Source organism: Chryseobacterium aquifrigidense, from assembly GCF_006716485.1.
In the GTDB taxonomy this organism is placed as follows: domain Bacteria; phylum Bacteroidota; class Bacteroidia; order Flavobacteriales; family Weeksellaceae; genus Chryseobacterium; species Chryseobacterium vietnamense.
The window spans coordinates 3,159,200-3,176,025 of sequence record NZ_VFPD01000001.1 but is presented as its reverse complement, the minus strand read 5'-3'; the positions used below and the strand labels follow the sequence as shown (position 1 = coordinate 3,176,025).

Sequence of the window (16,826 nt, the reverse complement as noted above, 5' to 3'; positions counted from 1 at the left end):
TAAAAAAGGGTTTTCACTAAAATGAAAACCCTTTTTGTTTGTAACTGATAAAAAATCTTTGCTATCAGCAAAATATGCGGGAGCACTAAACTATTTTTAGTTTGAAACATTCACTTTTCCCGAAGAAACAGTAAAAATTCCAAAGTCATCGATCAGCATATTTTCTTTCTGAATATGGTTAAAAGCCATCATTCTGTCCAGTTCCTTCTGTGAGCGTCTTCTCATGATCCAGTCTTTATTCTGATGATTATTTAATACATAGGCAATCATTTTTAGTTGAGGATGCCATGGCTGTCCGGTATAAACGATGTATGAATTTTCTTCAGAAATAGAATTTACACCCTGAATAGCTTTACTTGCCATTTCGTTATCCCCGAAAAGCTCAAGAATTCCAGAAACAATAGTAATATTAGGTTCAAAATTCAATTTCTGATAGGTTTGTGGATCAAAACAGTCGAAGTTTGTAAATCTGATATTCTGATAATTCTTTTCTTTAATAACCTTTTCTCCTATTTCAATATTAGATTTTACAAATTCGTTGATTACAATTTCAACATCAGGATGCTTTTCTTTAATATCAAACAAATAATTTCCTGTTCCGCCAGCAATATCAAGTATCTTAACAGACCTGCCCTGGTGTTTCAGAGTTTGTATGTTTTTTTCTAAAAGTTGTAACAGATGCTGTTTTCTGATACGAATTCCCTTCCAGCCAATCGCGTTGAGGTAATTCTTATCCATCATTTTTCCGAATCCTAATTTTCCTTTCGGCTCATTCTGGTACACATAATCCAGGGAAGCTCCGGAATCGAAGCCATATTTTAAGCCAATAGCCATTCCATTGCTTATTTTTCCGATTTTTCCAAGAGACAGTTTCTGCATTTTAAAATTCAGGGTATTCCCCACATTATTTTGCAGATCCTGATATTCTTTTACAGAAAAGCGGTCAGCAGAAAGAGAGGCTTGTTGAATAGGCCTGTTGAAACATTTGTCGGCAAAATCTACAATTTTATCATAGACTTTTTCCTTTCCGGTATCGAATAAAATACCATGGAAAAAATCAGGGAGAACTTCATAGTGTTTCAAATCCGTATCCAGTTTTTCATGGAATATTTTTTGTTCCTTATTGAAAACTACATGATCTTTTTCTGCAGCCAGAATTAAAGTTGGAGTATCTATGGCATCAGCATCTTCTACCAGACGTTTTCCGGCTTTTGCAAGATCAATAAGGAGTTCGGCATCAATAGATCTTGAGATCAGCGGATCGGTGTCATACGCCTGCTGCTGTTCAGGATCATGAGTCAGCATTTTAGATTTCACGTAGCTTTTAATAATCAGGCCTTTTTTAAGTTTTGTTCCTAAAGTAATCATTTCATTAGCAAAAGGAACGATGAGGTTGATTTTAAAAGCAGGAGCCAGAAGTGCCATCCCTGCGAAGGGAGGTGCAAAATCATGGACCCACGCAGATGCAATCACACCACCAATACTGTTGGCTACAACAAAAATATCTGATGTTCTTATATTGTATTGCGAGCAGATAAATTTAGAAAAAGCATCAAGATCTCTTACATAATCCATAAAAACGGATGAGGTCTGGGTTTTTGTATGTCCATGTCCCCTAAGGTCGAATGCGAAGATATTGTATTTTGAAAACCGGGTAGATTGTGCAATATCATTCAGTCTTTCAGAATGTTCATGTCCGCGGTGGATCATGATGATACTTTTCTGATGAGGCTGGTAATTCCATTCTCGATAAAAAATTTCACTGTTGTCAAAACTTTTAAAATGTCCACTGTTCATAGGTTAAAATTTTTTCAGAAAATCCTCCAGATAAGTAGGTATCACAGCATGCTTATTGTGGGTTTTCATAATGGTTATTGCTTCTGTAAGAGGTAAAGATAAAATATTTTTGATTACTAAAATCCCGATTACTGAACTTCTGGTGAATCCCATGGTACAGTGAATCAGAATCTTTCCATCCGGAGGAAGTTGTTTGTGTTTTTCGGTAATTTCCGAAACCAACTTTTGGGTTTCATGAATATCCAATGTTCCAATGTCCAGAAACGGAACCGTATGATAGGCTGTTGTATTCTTTATAATGGTAAGCTCTTCCATTTCGGCTGATAGATCGTAAACAATTGTTTTTTGGGAAAGCTCAAAGTTCTTAAGGCTTTCATGATCAGGCCTGGATGAAATATATAATCTGGGAATTACTTCCAAAGGTGTTCGGTTTTCCCGAAGAAACCTCCAAAAAAGAGTATATAATAACAAATACGGGCCATAGAAAAGCTTTTTAAACCATGGAATATTTCCTTCTTTATTTTTTAAAAAGAAAATGTCGTTTTTCTGATAATGATACCCAATCAGAAGAATCATAAAACCCGGCCAAAGCAGCAGCAATACTGCTTTTCCAACAAATTGATTCATGAGTAGTGCTGTTAGAATAAGAATCCATCCCGATAAAAAATAGATATTGGCTACATGAAAATTTCTGTACAGGAAATCATTTTTTCTGTAAGGAAAAATAATAAAACTCAAATGAGCAAGAATGCCTCCGGTGATGATATCAATGAAATGATGCTGATAAGTCGTTAAGGTAGAAATTCCAAGCAGGATAAGCCACAGCATTAAAAAGGTTCTTCCTCTTTTTATATTTCTGAAAACAGACCAGAAAATAAAAGCATAGGCAATATGTAGTGATGGTGCCTGATTAAAAGGAGAATCAAATATTTTTAGAAACTGAAAAGGATACCCCAGCGCAGAACTGCTGACCTCAGGTTTTAGCAAAGAAAACTGTAAAGGAAATAAGAGAAAGAAAACTCCTGCAACAAGAGTGGCAAAGAGCATTCTTTTTGTTAAAACCTTAAGCTCTTCTCTATTTTGACAGAAGAAAAAAACGGTGCAGAAAAAGATGCCGCTTGTCATATAAGGAATAATGCTCCAGGGAATAAATGGGATGTGTTTTTCGAAATCAAAAACAAAAGAAGGGACTCCGGTCAGGTTTGAAGCATACCATGCCGCAAAATTATAAACCATCATAAATACAATGGTACAAAGCGTTAAGGCGTACAGTTTTTGTAGTAGGGTCAGTCGTTTTTCATCCATTTTGCTTTTCTGAACATGATAATGTTTAATAAAGAAGAAGGAAGTAGGGAAAGTGATTTCATCATCCACTTCATTTTTACAGGAAAAATAATAAGCTTTTTCTGTTTTTCTATCGCTTCCGAGATCACAGTGACGGCCGTTTCTACATCAGTAAGAAACGGTTTTTTGCCTAAATCATTTTGATTAAGCTGTCTTAGTTTTTCAGTATCAATATATCCTGGTGCAATGGTAGTAACCGAAATTCCAAAAGGTTTCAATGCCCGGTAATACGCATCGGCAATTTGTATTACTGAACGTTTTGTTTTTGTATAAAGACTTGAATTTTCATATTCCAATATCCCTGAAACAGAAGCAATTACCGCTATATTTCCTTTTTTCTGGTTCTTCATTACCTTTCTGGCTGCCTCGAAACAGTTTACCGTTCCCAGAATATTGGTTTGAAGCATCTCTTCAGCCTCTTCATAGGAAATTTTTCCTGCTACATCTTCAGTATAGCTTCCTGCGCAGTTAATGAAAATATCAAGTTCGTTTTTATCCACAAGAAAAGACTGTATTGTGGATAACACAGCATTCATATCACAGACATCGGTTTGGAAGGCTTTTAAATTCTTGTAATTGTTCTCCGGAATTTTATTCAGGTTGCGTCCGCAAACTCCTACACAATATCCTTTCTCAAGATAATGTCTGGCCAATGCGTAGCCAATCCCTGAAGTTCCGCCTGCAATAAAAACGTTCATGAGTGTTTTGTGGTTTTCAATTTTATGTAAAAATAGATTTTAAAAGTGAAAATAGGGTGAATGTTTTTAACGATTGAAACATTAAGATTTTTTTAAGATGTTTAGAATATGAAGATGAGCTTTGCTTTAAGCTTAAAAATCAGGATGATTTATCTCAACTATACTTTATTTCTTAAACTTTCTTAATGGTTTTAGTATTATTTATAAAACTAAGATATTCAATAGGCACGGGCTTTAGCCCGTTTAAATAAAAATAAAACATTTCCAGTGGCTTTAGCCGAAACTTAAAATTATGTGTTAAAAACCACCCCGTCAAAAATTCAAAGAATTTTTGACACCCCTCCGGAGAAGGGGGATCTTTCCGTCTTCAGTTGGAGGATTTGTCATCACTTTTTAATACTTTTCATTGTTTGATCATATCCATACTGCCATTGTATTTCCATATCTTTCACGAATTGTGGATAACTTTTAGGGAATGAAAAACTGACCTCATATTTTTTCCAGTCAATTCCTTTTTTCAGATAATGTCCTTCCAGATCCTGTTTTATATTCGTCGTATCAATCTGCACGCCGGATAAAAGTTGGTTGGTTTCTGCAAGCCTTTCATTTCCACTGAATCCAAGTACAGAACGAACAAGTGCTTCTTCAACAGCATTGTAAGAATGTTTTTTTTCGGTAATAACCTCCTGTGCCAGATGTCGGCTTATTTCTGCGGGAACAAGATCTATAGCGCCACCAGCAAAATATTTTCCATGAAGAAATGCAGGTTCTACATAAAACATATCGGAAACCGAAGCCCGGGTGCTTTCAAGCAAGGAAAAGTTGGTGATTACTTTTACAGATTCTTCAACAGCGCTGTTTTGTAAACTTTGAGCATTGGTGATGATTTGTTCCGGGATAATTTTCTTTGCCGTTTCAGGATCTGTGAAGATTGCTTTTTGATATAATTTTCTTTCATTTCTCTTTTGTCCACATTCTTTTGGGGTAAAAAGAAGTTCAGAACCTATAATGATAGTAGGAATTTCTTTTGAAAAATGAACGTTTTTAAGAGATGGAAAACACTGGGATAAGTCCTGAGGCATTTCAACAAGATATCTGTTGAAAACATCTTCAATGAATGGTGCTTTTCTTTTATCCAATATCTTCTTCATCGAGAAAAGTCCCATTTTTGAAAGTTTTTTTTGATTGGTCAATACAGTACCTGAAACAAAGTGAAAATATTCTTCTGATTGTAGATATTCTTTTCGGGAAAGATGATCGGGAAATGCATTAATGATGGTAGCAGCAAATGAACCGCCACAGGAAGCAATCAGGAGATCTGGTTTGAGATCGAGTTCTTCCAGAGCAGCAAAAATCCCGAGATAAATCATCAGTCTGGTTCCACCTCCTGAAAAGATAACTGCTTTTTTAAATTTTTCATTCATTGCTTTACTATTTTATCAGAAGAGGAAATAGCCAGAAGAATAATGGTGCATTAAAAACGAGACTGTCCATTCTGTCAAGAAGACCACCATGTCCCGGAAGAAGGGTTCCTGTGTCTTTTACACCTGTTTTTCTTTTTACATAAGACATAAAAATATCCCCAAAAAATCCTGAAATTCCCAAAACGAGTCCCAGGATACTTTTGTTAAGAATACTTGTTTCAAGCAAAAAGTAGCCTAAAATATTGCTCAAAATAATGGTCAGAAAAACACCGCCGATAAGGCCTTCCAGGGTTTTGTTGGGACTGACGTGGGGCGTTATTTTATGTTTCCCGAAAAATTTTCCCATCAGATATTGAAATACATCGTTCAGTTCGGTCACAACGACAATAAATATAATGGCAGCCAATCCATCAAATTTATCCCTTACCCACAATAAATGGGGAAAAGCGAAAAAGCAGATTAATAAAGCTAATGAAATTCCGTACAATTGCTTTTTAGGTGTTCCCGACAACATAAAACGACAAAAAATAAGTATTGATATGAGAAAGCTATACAGAAAGTAAGATTCGATATTGAAAAAGTAGAGCAGAAAAAATTGTAGAAAACCTATCAATAGTGAAGGGAAAACAGGCGATGCATAAATTTTAAACATTCTCGAAAACTCAAAAAAACACTGATAGCTGATCCAAGAAACAAAAATAGTCATGGCAACAGGATGTGAAATTCCCAGTGCAAAAACAATAATGATGTAGATCCATGTTTTTACCCTTAAAGGAACATCTGCAAATTTATTGTCTTCAGGCTTCATGCAGAGATTTCTTAAGTCGGATATAAGTACTGATCAGGAGCAGAGCAATGATAATTTCAAAAATATATTGGGAAATACCCGCAATACTAATTCCGAAAAGCATTAATAAGCCATATAATCCAAGGATCAGAGCACGGTCACTTTTTCCCATAGGACCTTCATAACGTCGTTCTTTCCCTACAATTTTTCCCATTAATCCTGCAAACTCATTAATAATACCAAGAACGATAAAGACAATGATAAGATATAAACTCTCAGGCTGAAATTTAAGAAGAGGAAAAAATATAATGACATCGGAAATAATATCACCCACTTCATTTAAAACCTCCCCAAGTTTACTGGTCTGATTGAATTTTCTGGCCATCATTCCGTCCAAAGCATTTAATGCCATTCTCAGAAGCAGCCCGACAGGAAGACTTAGGAAGAACCATTTCGAAATATCCGCATTCCAAAACATTATTCCAATAACTAAAGATAACAGAATAGAACTTATGGTAATCTGATTGGCTGTAATATTATTTCTGTGGAAAAATAATAGAACAGGCATGAGGAGCTGCTGGAATTTTGGTTTTAGTTTATAGACGGAAATCATGTTGGTTATAGCTTTGTTTCATTTGCTTACATCAAATATAGATAAAAAATTTTATCAGGTTTTATAATTGTTTGAAGCGGGTTTTATCATTTTCAAAATGTAAAAGATTGCTTTGTATCTCTTTTTCCCATAACTTTGCACAAACCTAATCTAATGAGTAAAAAGAATACAAAGTACATCTTTGTGACAGGAGGTGTAACTTCATCTTTGGGAAAGGGAATCGTTTCTGCTTCTCTGGGACTTCTACTAAAATCACGCGGCTTTAATGTAACGATCCAAAAATTAGATCCTTATATCAATATCGACCCAGGAACTTTGAATCCTTATGAGCACGGAGAGTGTTATGTGACTGAAGATGGTGCAGAGACGGATCTGGATTTAGGCCACTACGAGCGTTACCTTGATGCTCCTACATCCCAAAATAACAACGTTACTACAGGAAAAATCTACCAGACTGTAATTGAAAAAGAAAGAAAAGGAGACTTCCTTGGAAAAACAGTTCAGGTAATTCCTCATATTACTAACGAAATCAAACGTAGAATTAAAATCCTTTCAAAACAGAACTACGATATCATTATTACTGAGATCGGAGGAACAGTAGGGGATATCGAATCTTTACCATACATTGAAACTGTACGTCAGTTGAAGTGGGAATTGGGAGAGAGCAATTCTATGGTGATTCACCTGACTCTATTGCCATACCTGGCTTCAAGTGGAGAACTGAAAACAAAACCGTCCCAGCATTCCGTTCGTCAGTTGATGGAAAGCGGAATTATGGCAGATGTTTTAGTGTGCAGAACAGAACATAAAATTCCTAAAGATCAGAGAGCAAAACTGGCTCAGTTCTGTAACGTTCCTTTAGATAATGTCATCGAATGTAAAGATCTTGAAACTATTTATGAAGTTCCAATGTATCTTCAGAAGCAGAACTTTGATGATGTAGTTTTGAAAGAACTGGATCTGAAAAGTGATAAAGATGCTGATCTTAAAGACTGGAAGAGTTTCCTTAAAAAATTCCAGAATCCTAAGAAAACTGTTGAAATTGCTTTGGTTGGAAAATATGTTTCCCTTCAGGATTCTTATATTTCTATTGCTGAAGCATTCAAACATGCCGGAGCCGATCTTGAAACTGAAGTAAAGGTAAGATGGGTTTACAGTGGAGATATTACGGAAGAAAATATCAAAGATACACTGAAAGGTGTGAATGGTATTCTTGTAGCTCCAGGTTTCGGAGACAGAGGAATTGAAGGAAAAGTTCTTACCGCAAAATATGCAAGAGAAAATAAAATTCCAATGTTGGGAATCTGTTTAGGAATGCAGATTATGACCATTGAATTTGCAAGAAATGTTTTAGGACATACCAAAGCGAACTCTATGGAATTTGATACTGCTACTCCTGATCCTGTAATTTCTTTGATGGAAGAACAGAAAAATGTAGTAGATAAAGGTGGAACGATGCGTCTTGGAGCGTGGAAGTGTTCTTTGAAAAACGGATCTAAATTAAACGATATCTACGGAATCAAAAATATCTCTGAAAGACACCGTCACCGTTATGAATTCAATAGTGATTATCTTCAGGAATTTGAAAAAAATGGCTTCCTTGCTACAGGTACCAACCCTGAAACAGGCCTGGTAGAAGCGCTGGAACTTCCTGATCACCCGTTCTATGTAGGGGTTCAGTATCACCCGGAATATAAGAGTACGGTAGCAACACCGCATCCGCTATTCAGAGCTTTCATTAAGGCTTGCGAAAAGAAATAAGGTAAAATTTTATCATAAACGTCTACACATAAACTCAGGCTGATTATTCTCAGCTTGAGTTTATTATATAGTAACAACGTAAAGCATAGAGTTTTGATAAAAAAACAGTATTTTTGTCAGCTCAAATTACGTACACCAGTACGTACATTTTAAATTTAAAATTTTAATATAAAATAAAATGCAACAAAACAACGGAATCGATAAGAAGCAAATGATTAGTTTCGCGGTTTTATGCCTTGTTCTCTTCGGTTTTATGTTCTACTTCCAGAACAAACAAACGAAAGAAGCGGAGTTGAAAGCTCAGGAGCAAAAAACGGAACAGGCTAAAAATGCCGTAAAGCAAACTCAGGCAAACAATATCAATCCAAATGTAACTCCTAATGCAATCCAGACAGCAAGTCTTGGAAATAATGAACTGAAACTTGAATTTTCAAGCTTAGGAGGACAGGTTTCCAAAGTAGAGCTTTTAAAATATAAAGCCTACAACCACAAAACAGACAATGCAGATCAGCCACTTTATCTGATTACTAAAAATAACTCAAACTACGGTTTTCAGTTTAAAGATAAAACAGGGAAGATTGTTAATACTAAAGATTTAGTTTTCTCACCAGCTGTTAATGGAAATGCGGTAACCTTAACTGCAGATTATAATGGTGCTGTAATTCAATTCATTTACACACTGCTTCCAAAATATACCCTTGATTTTAAAGTAAGAACTCAGGGACTTTCTAAAATTACTTCTGATAACAAAGCAGATTTCATCTGGGATTATAACGTAAGAAATCTTGAAAAAGGTAGAGCTCAGGAGCAGTCTCACTCTGAGTTTTCTTATGCTTTCAATAATTATAAAGATTATGATTATGATGGAAGAACCACAATGGAAGAGGAAAAGGAAACCCTTAACTGGATTGGTGTAAAGCAGCAGTTTTTCTCTTCAGTAATCGAAGCTAAAAACGGATTTACCCAAAGCAAAGGAAACCAGGATAATGTTGAAGAAGGAGAATATCTGAAGAAATTCAACTATGAAGGTTTTGTTCAGATGACAGGAAGTGAGCTAAACCAGGATTTCACATGGTATTTTATGCCATTGGATTTACCATTGCTTAAATCTTATGATAAAAACTTTGATGAGATTCTTCCGTTAGGCTGGTCATTCATTGGGGCCATGAACCGTTATTTCTTCATGTGGTTATATAGCATTATCGCTGCGTGGGGATTATCAGCAGGTTGGGTAATTTTCGTAATGACGATCATCGTAAAGTTGATCTTATCACCAATTATGTATAAGCAGCACAAATTAAGTGCAATGATGAAGGTAATCCGTCCGGAAATTGATGAAGTAAATGCTAAGTTCAAGGATGCAGATCCAATGAAGAAACAGCAGGCTACCATGGAGGTTTACAGAAAGGCTGGAGTAAATCAGATGGCGGGATGTTTACCGGCTTTAGTTCAGATTCCAATTTTCTATGCCTTATTCCGTTTCTTCCCGAACTTTATTGATCTTAGAGGACAAGGGTTCTGGTTTGCAAAAGACTTAACGGCGTATGATGATTTGATCAAGCTTCCGTTTAAAGTTCCTTTCCTTGGAGATCACTTAAGTATTTTTGCTTTAGCTTGTACAGTAGTTATCTTAATCTATACGGTAATGACTTCAGGAAATATGCAGCAGCCTCAACAGGAAGGAATGCCAAATATGAAAGTGTTAATGTACATCTTCCCGGTTACATTCCTATTCTTCCTTAATACTTCGGCTTCTGGTCTTTCATGGTATTATTTCGTATCCAATGCGATTAACATCCTTATCATCTTGGTTATTAAATACGTGATTCTGGATGAGAAGAAAATTCACGCTCAGATTCAGTCTAACAAGGAGAAACCGAAAGCAGAAGGTAAATTCCAGAAGAGAATGAGAGAAATGATGGAGAAGGCTCAGGAGCAGCAAAAAACTCAGGAGCAACAAAGAAATAAGAAGAAATAATTCTTAAACTATAAGCTAAAAAAGAGAAGCAATTTGATAATTGCTTCTCTTTTTTTATTTTAAATTTTGTTTACAAAGATTTTAAATTTCTATCCCACTGCTAATTTAATAATTGAAAATAAGTGTTTTCAATCATATTTAAGTCTGAAAGATTGTCTGTGATGATGTGTCGGACCATATTTTATAAGAGCTTCCTGATGTTTTTTTGTGGCATAGCCAAAATTGGTGTCCCAACCATATTCAGGATGTTCTTCGTGCAGTTGAATCATGAGTTGGTCCCTGTAATTTTTGGCAAGAATAGAGGCTGCAGCAATAGATAAAACCTTGGAGTCTCCTTTGATAATGCATTGATGCGGGATGTAGTTATACGGATGAAATTTATTTCCATCCACCAAAATAAGCTCAGGAGTTATGGTCAATTGATCCAGTGCACGATGCATCGCATGAATACTCGCATTGAGAATATTATGTTCATCAATAAAGGAAGGTGGTAATTCTGCGATAGCATAATTTTTTACATTGTCTTTGATATAACTGTCCAGTTCCATACGTGTTTTGAACGTTAATTTTTTGGAATCATTCACCAGATTTTGTTTGAAATCATCATCTAAAATTACTGCTGCAGCTACCACCGGACCACTTAAACATCCTCTTCCTACTTCATCACATCCGGCCTCAATATAAAGATTCGACCAGTTTTTTATTAGCTCCATGAATTGTTTCTATACTGCAAAAATATAAAATTTTGAAGGAAGATATTTAGGGTGTTTTTATTGTGCTCATACTTTGACAAAAAATAATGATGTTACTATGTTGAATGTTAAAAGAAAAGACAGAAAGCTAAAAGCTGAAATGAATTTATACCGGCAAGAGTGAACTTACGTTTTATCTTTAAATTTTTGGGTCCAATGTTATTTTGTAGCAGAGAAATTTATCTTACTTAAATATTGAAATTTTAATTCATTTTATCACCTTCCTGCAGTTATTCTTGCTTGAAAAATGAAAATATTTCTTCATTCATAGAAATATGCTTTGCATAGTATTACCTGTCGGTTTTTATTTGTTTTACTATTTTTTGTTTTTAATTTATTGATATTCAATTTATTTACATTGATAATTGAATTTATAATATAGATTATATCAATTTAAGTGATTGTTATTATTTCTTAAAAAAAACTAAGTTTTAAATGTTGTGTTTTTGTTAAATGTTTTGCTTTTAACTTATTTTAATAATTTATTGACTTGCTTTTTTTAAAATTATTGAATAAGTTGTAATTTTTTCACATTTTGCTTTGTGGTATTAAGAAAGTTTTACAAATTTGTAAGGTCACAAAAATTAATTTGATATGAAGAAACTAACAGCAAGTCTTCTTGTTCTAGTAATGTCTTCTTCGATAGCTGTCGCTAACGCCCAGCAAAAGAATGACACTATTAAAACAAAAGAAATTGAGGGAGTGGTTGTAACCGCACTCGGGATTAAAAGAGAGAAAAAATCTCTTGGTTATGCTTCTGAAGAAGTTAAAGCTGCGGAATTAACTGGTGGAACTACTAATACCGGAAACGTCGCATCTCTTCTTTCGGGTAAGGTAGCCGGACTACAGGTAAATACTAATAACAACTTTGGCGGATCTGCAAACCTTTTGATCAGAGGATATAAATCTTTAAATGGAGGAACTCCACTTATTGTAATTGACGGATCACCTGTTAACAATACCACTGTAACAACAGGTGCTCCATTTGATTATGGTAATTTCTTGTCGGATATCAATCAGGAAGATATTGAATCCATTAACGTACTAAAAGGAGCAGCAGCTTCCGCGTTATACGGAGAAAGAGGTAGTGATGGAGTTATCCTTATTGTTACCAAGAGTGGTAGAGGGGGCAATGATGGAAGCTGGGGAGTTACTTTAAATTCTGGAATTACAGCTGGCTTTATTGATAAATCTACATTCCCAAAATATCAGACTAAATATGGAGCTGGATATGGAGGAGAATCCTGGAATGAAGATCCGGGGCCAGGAGGATACAATTATGCAAACTTTGGAGATGATGCATCTTATGGTCCTGTATTTAATCCTAATTCTCTTGTTTACCAGTGGGATTCTTTTGATCCATCTTCCCCTAATTATGGTAAAGCAACACCTTGGGTAGCCGCAAAAAACGGACCAATCAAATTCTTTGAAACACCAGTCACATACGTTAATACACTTACCATTGAAAAAGGAAATAAAACTTCAAATCTTTCCTTATCATATTCCAATATGCTTTCCAATGGTCTGATGCCAAATTCAGAACTAAGAAAAAATACAATTTCTGCAAAATTCAGTCATGATTTTACAGATAAACTACACGCTTCAGTCTTTACTACTTTAACATTACAAGGTACAAGAGGACGTAATGAAACAGGTTATTCAGATAATATTGTTTCTGGTTTCAGACAATGGTGGCAAACCAATGTGGATGTAGCTGCATTAAGAAATGCCTATCAAAATAATGGCAACAGTAATTTTAGCTGGAACAGAACTTCAGCAGCTGATGGAACTCCTCAATATTGGAATAACCCTTATTTCCAAAGATATCAGAGTTATCAGTCAGATGACAGAACAAGAATCTTTAGCTATGCACAATTAAAGTATGACGTTTCCAAAAACTTTGGTATTACCGGGAAATTATCTTATGATGATCTACAGATGGTTGTAGAAGAAAGATTAATGAACGGATCATTGCCACAGGTATTTGGTGCTTCAGGTCTTAATGTGGGCTCTGGGTATGCAAGAACAAATGTTAAAAATTCAGAAATGAATTTTGACTTATTTGCTAACTATAAATTTGATATTACTCCTGACCTAAATGTTAGTGGTATTTTTGGAGGTAACGTTAGACGAAACCTTATTGACAATATTTATATGAGTACGGAAGGAGGCTTGTCTAAACCAGGACTGTTTGCAATTTCCAATTCAATAAGAACTATACTCCCACCTGATGAAAATTATGCAAAATGGGTTACTTCCAGTTTATATGCAACAGCATCATTTGGATATAAGAACTTCTTATTTGTAGATGGTACTTATCGTGTGGACCAATCGTCTAACTTGCCAAAAGGAAATAATAGCTATGATTATTATTCAGCAACAGGATCCCTTATTTTATCAGAATTCGTAAAGCAACCATGGCTTAGCTTCTGGAAAGTAAGAGGGAACTATGCAGAGGTAGGTTCTTCAACATCTAACTACAGATTAGCAAATACATTTAAAGCAAGAGGAGAAGGATTATTTGATCAGCCTTACTTCCTGGCGAACCCTAATTTGAAACCTCAAAGGTCTAAAGAAACCGAATTTGGTATGGAGGCCCAGTTCTTCAAAAATAGATTAGGATTTGATATCGCTATTTATAAAACCAAAACTATCGACCAGATCATTAATCTACCGGTATCTTCAGCTACAGGATATCGTACATTCCTTGTAAATGCAGGTCAAATTGATAATAAAGGTATCGAAGTTCAATTGAATGGTACTCCATTTAAATCGGATAACTTTACCTGGGATGTGAATGTAAACTGGTCTAAGAACGAAAATAAAGTTATTGCATTGAATGGTAATTCACAGAATTATCTAATGGCAACCTATCAGAATGGAGTTTCCCTGAATGCCCGTGTAGGACAAGCTTTTGGAGCATTGGTAGGATCAGACTATCAATATGATGCTAATGGTAACAAAATTGTTGATCCGGTGAGCGGAAATTATCTTAGAAATAATAACCAGGTTATCGGAAATATCACCCCAGATTGGGTAGGAGGTATCAGAAACAGTTTCCGTTATAAAGATTTCTCTTTAAGTTTCCTTATTGATGTAAAACAGGGAGGAGATGTATATTCTCCGGATATGGCCTATGGTACTGCAACCGGATTATATGAAGAGACTGCTTATTACAGAGAAAGTGGAATAATCAATCCGGGAGTTAATCCAAATGGAAATGTAAATACTACTGTTGCAGGTGACCCTACTTCTGCAGGTAGTGTGGATGGATATGGTGTGATGCCAAATAAGAGATTTGTATATGATGCTTCCTACGTGAAATTAAGAGAAGCTAGTATAGGATATTCATTGCCAAAATCTATTTTAGCGAATACTTCTATTCGAGATGCAAAAATATCTATTGTAGGTAGAAACTTATGGATCATCCACAAGAATTTACCATACGCTGATCCGGAAGCAGGTACAGGTAACGGTTTAGCTGCAAAAGGACAGTCTATTGGGGTACTTCCAACGACTCGTGATATTGGAATAGATATAACTTTAAAATTCTAAAAAATGAAAAAAATATTTTTAATTATAGGCTTGGCTTCATTATCATTAACTTTTACCTCTTGTGAAAGAGATATTACCTCATTGAATGAAGATCCTAAGCACCCGACAGTAGTGCCTTCCGGAGTACTTTTTGCAAGTGCTGAACAGGTTTTACTGGATCAGATATTGAACGTTAATGTTAACCGAAATATTTCGAGATTTTTTACACAGCAATGGTCAGAAACAACATATATTGACGAATCAAGATATGACATGGTTTCAAGACCTATCCCGAGAAATCATTACAACCGTATGATGTCTTCTTCTTCAGCTACAGTAAATTCTCCGGGAGTTCTTTCAGCACTGAGAGATGCCAGAAAATTTCTTGAAGATGAAGGAGTGGCTACTGCTAAGAAGAAAAATAATATTGCTATGATTGAATTGGTAAATGTGTATGCATGGGCCAATTTAGTAGATACCTACGGAGATATCCCTTATTTTGGAGCTCTTAAGGCAACAGCAGATAATCCTGGGAATTCAGAAATTCCTTATGATGATGCAAAGACTGTTTATCTTGATTTAATAAAAAGAATAGATGCTGCTCTTGCTATGATTGATACTTCAGATACAGGATATTCCAATGATCTGATTTATAAAGGAGACATGTCCAAATGGAAGAAAATGGGAAATTCTTTGAAGTTTAGACTGGCAGTTGCTCTTTCAGATGTAGAACCCGCTCTGGCTAAAACGTATGCTGAAGCAGCATATTCAGGAGGGTTATTTACTGATAAATTAGACAACTTCGGTTTACAGACTTTCCCTTCAGGGTTATTATCAAACCCTGTTTATCAGGATGTAATTCAATCTGGTAGAAATGACTTTTTACCATCTGATGTCTTAATGAATTTTATGAATGGTAAGAATGACCCAAGAAGAGCTATTTGGTTTACAACTGTGGGAGGCGCATATATCGGAGGAAAATATGCTAAGCAAAACGTTTTCGGACAGTATTCTCATTTTACAAATGCTATTTCAGGAGAAAACGCTCAAGGTTTCTTGTTGGATTATACAGAAATTATGTTTTTAAGAGCTGAAGCTGCACAAAGAGGGTTCAGTGTGGGAGGTGCAGCAGCCACTTTATATGCTGATGCAATTAGAGCTTCCATGACTGAATATGGGGTAAGTAGTGTCAACACTGAAGCATACGTTTTGGCTAATCCATATGATGCTGTTAATTGGAAAAAATCCATTGGAGAGCAATCATGGGTTGCAATGTTTAATAAAGGTTTCCAGGCATGGAACTTTGCAAGAAGACTAGACTTCCCAGTATTCGTAAATCCTTCAAACTCCAGAGTAGAAGCAGTTCCAGTTAGAATGCGTTATTCTGATCAGGAATATCTGTTGAATGCTACCAACGTAAACGCAGCAGCTGCAAAAATAGGAGGAGATAAAGTGTCAACGAAGATCTTCTGGGATAAGTTTTAATTTGAATAATAATCCGGTTAATGGTAATAGTATTAGCCGGATATAGAAAATACTTAATTATGAAATATTTTATTGGAATTCTTTTATTAATGGGAGTAGCCTCATGTTCTAATGATGATGATAACAATGTTGTGACAAATGATGCAAGTATAAATGGAACCTGGCGACCATTTAAATATGAATTCAGAGGTAAAAATATTACATTGAATGATTGTGAAGACAAAGGTGTAATTATGATTAATGCAGATTTCTCAGGAGCTTATGATCGATATGAATCAAGTGCTTCAGGGAATTGTAATTTATCAGATTCTTTTGTAGGAAAATGGACTTATGATAAGTTATATAATACTCTTACAATCACGTATACAGATGCTGGAGTTACTAAAACAATGAAGAAACAGGTACAATCATATTCAGATTCTGAACTTAGAATTAATGATAATAGTAAAAACTTGGACAATACGCCTGGGAATGACGAGGCAGTCTTAGTTTTTAGAAAAGAATAAATATTCTTGTTTATGTATAAAAACCGCCATTTGGCGGTTTTTTTTTATTTGCAATCGTTTTTATAAAGGATTTTGTGAATTAAATTTGTTTTTTACATTCATATTAGACACTTATTCAGTGTGTTATGATTCATTTTTGAGAAGTCG

At 35.2% G+C, this 16,826-nt stretch carries 12 protein-coding genes; 5 read left to right on the top strand and 7 right to left on the bottom strand.

Going from position 1 to position 16,826, the window contains the following annotated elements:
• Positions 1-96: 96 nt before the first annotated feature.
• From FB551_RS14145 to FB551_RS14120, 6 genes are all read right to left on the bottom strand, one after another.
• Positions 97-1,797, bottom strand: a complete 1,701-nt coding sequence (locus FB551_RS14145; RefSeq protein ID WP_142017936.1) for a bifunctional alpha/beta hydrolase/class I SAM-dependent methyltransferase — start codon at positions 1,795-1,797, stop codon at positions 97-99.
• A 3-nt stretch (positions 1,798-1,800) separates the two neighbouring features.
• A complete protein-coding gene (locus tag FB551_RS14140) occupies positions 1,801-3,102 on the bottom strand; it encodes a phosphatase PAP2 family protein (RefSeq protein WP_142017935.1) in 1,302 nt (433 codons plus the stop codon).
• On the bottom strand, positions 3,084-3,839 hold the full coding sequence (locus tag FB551_RS14135) for an SDR family NAD(P)-dependent oxidoreductase (RefSeq protein ID WP_142017934.1): 756 nt from the start codon (positions 3,837-3,839) through the stop codon (positions 3,084-3,086). The genes FB551_RS14140 and FB551_RS14135 overlap by 19 nt, the downstream gene beginning before the upstream one ends.
• A 386-nt stretch (positions 3,840-4,225) precedes the next feature.
• The gene (locus tag FB551_RS14130; RefSeq protein WP_142017933.1) at positions 4,226-5,263 is read right to left on the bottom strand and encodes a patatin-like phospholipase family protein; all 1,038 of its coding nucleotides are present in this window, start codon (positions 5,261-5,263) and stop codon (positions 4,226-4,228) included.
• Between the two features lie 7 nt (positions 5,264-5,270).
• Positions 5,271-6,071, bottom strand: coding sequence for a phosphatidate cytidylyltransferase (locus tag FB551_RS14125; protein ID WP_142017932.1), 801 nt, complete (start codon positions 6,069-6,071; stop codon positions 5,271-5,273).
• Positions 6,061-6,663: a CDP-alcohol phosphatidyltransferase family protein gene (locus FB551_RS14120; RefSeq protein WP_142017931.1), complete on the bottom strand. Its 603-nt coding sequence runs from the start codon at positions 6,661-6,663 to the stop codon at positions 6,061-6,063. Before FB551_RS14120 ends, FB551_RS14125 begins: the two co-directional genes overlap by 11 nt.
• A 153-nt stretch (positions 6,664-6,816) precedes the next feature.
• Between FB551_RS14120 and FB551_RS14115 the strand changes: the two genes are divergently transcribed.
• Together FB551_RS14115 and yidC are read left to right on the top strand one after the other, a co-directional pair.
• The gene (locus FB551_RS14115) at positions 6,817-8,424 is read left to right on the top strand and encodes a CTP synthase (protein WP_047435171.1); all 1,608 of its coding nucleotides are present in this window, start codon (positions 6,817-6,819) and stop codon (positions 8,422-8,424) included.
• Between the two features lie 178 nt (positions 8,425-8,602).
• Positions 8,603-10,402: a membrane protein insertase YidC gene (gene yidC / locus FB551_RS14110; RefSeq protein WP_142017930.1), complete on the top strand. Its 1,800-nt coding sequence runs from the start codon at positions 8,603-8,605 to the stop codon at positions 10,400-10,402.
• Between the two features lie 128 nt (positions 10,403-10,530).
• Here the strand turns inward: yidC and FB551_RS14105 are convergent, their stop codons facing one another.
• On the bottom strand, positions 10,531-11,115 hold the full coding sequence (locus tag FB551_RS14105) for a ribonuclease HII (protein WP_047435165.1): 585 nt from the start codon (positions 11,113-11,115) through the stop codon (positions 10,531-10,533).
• Between the two features lie 633 nt (positions 11,116-11,748).
• On the opposite strand from FB551_RS14105, the gene FB551_RS14100 reads away from it, so the two are divergent.
• The 3 genes from FB551_RS14100 to FB551_RS14090 are packed head-to-tail and all read left to right on the top strand — an operon-like array spanning position 11,749 to position 16,679.
• Complete coding sequence (locus FB551_RS14100; protein WP_047435162.1) at positions 11,749-14,709, top strand: SusC/RagA family TonB-linked outer membrane protein; 2,961 nt, start codon at positions 11,749-11,751, stop codon at positions 14,707-14,709.
• Between the two features lie 3 nt (positions 14,710-14,712).
• A complete protein-coding gene (locus FB551_RS14095) occupies positions 14,713-16,173 on the top strand; it encodes a SusD/RagB family nutrient-binding outer membrane lipoprotein (RefSeq protein WP_047435160.1) in 1,461 nt (486 codons plus the stop codon).
• A gap of 59 nt (positions 16,174-16,232) precedes the next feature.
• Positions 16,233-16,679 (top strand): lipocalin-like domain-containing protein, encoded by a 447-nt coding sequence (locus tag FB551_RS14090; RefSeq protein WP_167497855.1) that lies wholly within the window; start codon positions 16,233-16,235, stop codon positions 16,677-16,679.
• Positions 16,680-16,826 lie beyond the last annotated feature (147 nt).

Bases quoted from the DNA above. Each gene is read 5' to 3' on its own strand.
- FB551_RS14130 (WP_142017933.1), bottom strand. From the start codon at position 5,263: ATGAATGAAAAATTTAAAAAAGCAGTTATCTTTTCAGGAGGTGGAACC.
- yidC (WP_142017930.1), top strand. From the start codon at position 8,603: ATGCAACAAAACAACGGAATCGATAAGAAGCAAATGATTAGTTTCGCG.
- FB551_RS14125 (WP_142017932.1), bottom strand. From the start codon at position 6,071: ATGAAGCCTGAAGACAATAAATTTGCAGATGTTCCTTTAAGGGTAAAA.
- FB551_RS14115 (WP_047435171.1), top strand. From the start codon at position 6,817: ATGAGTAAAAAGAATACAAAGTACATCTTTGTGACAGGAGGTGTAACT.
- FB551_RS14105 (WP_047435165.1), bottom strand. From the start codon at position 11,115: ATGGAGCTAATAAAAAACTGGTCGAATCTTTATATTGAGGCCGGATGT.
- FB551_RS14100 (WP_047435162.1), top strand. From the start codon at position 11,749: ATGAAGAAACTAACAGCAAGTCTTCTTGTTCTAGTAATGTCTTCTTCG.
- FB551_RS14145 (WP_142017936.1), bottom strand. From the start codon at position 1,797: ATGAACAGTGGACATTTTAAAAGTTTTGACAACAGTGAAATTTTTTAT.
- FB551_RS14095 (WP_047435160.1), top strand. From the start codon at position 14,713: ATGAAAAAAATATTTTTAATTATAGGCTTGGCTTCATTATCATTAACT.
- FB551_RS14090 (WP_167497855.1), top strand. From the start codon at position 16,233: ATGAAATATTTTATTGGAATTCTTTTATTAATGGGAGTAGCCTCATGT.
- FB551_RS14135 (WP_142017934.1), bottom strand. From the start codon at position 3,839: ATGAACGTTTTTATTGCAGGCGGAACTTCAGGGATTGGCTACGCATTG.
- FB551_RS14120 (WP_142017931.1), bottom strand. From the start codon at position 6,663: ATGATTTCCGTCTATAAACTAAAACCAAAATTCCAGCAGCTCCTCATG.
- FB551_RS14140 (WP_142017935.1), bottom strand. From the start codon at position 3,102: ATGGATGAAAAACGACTGACCCTACTACAAAAACTGTACGCCTTAACG.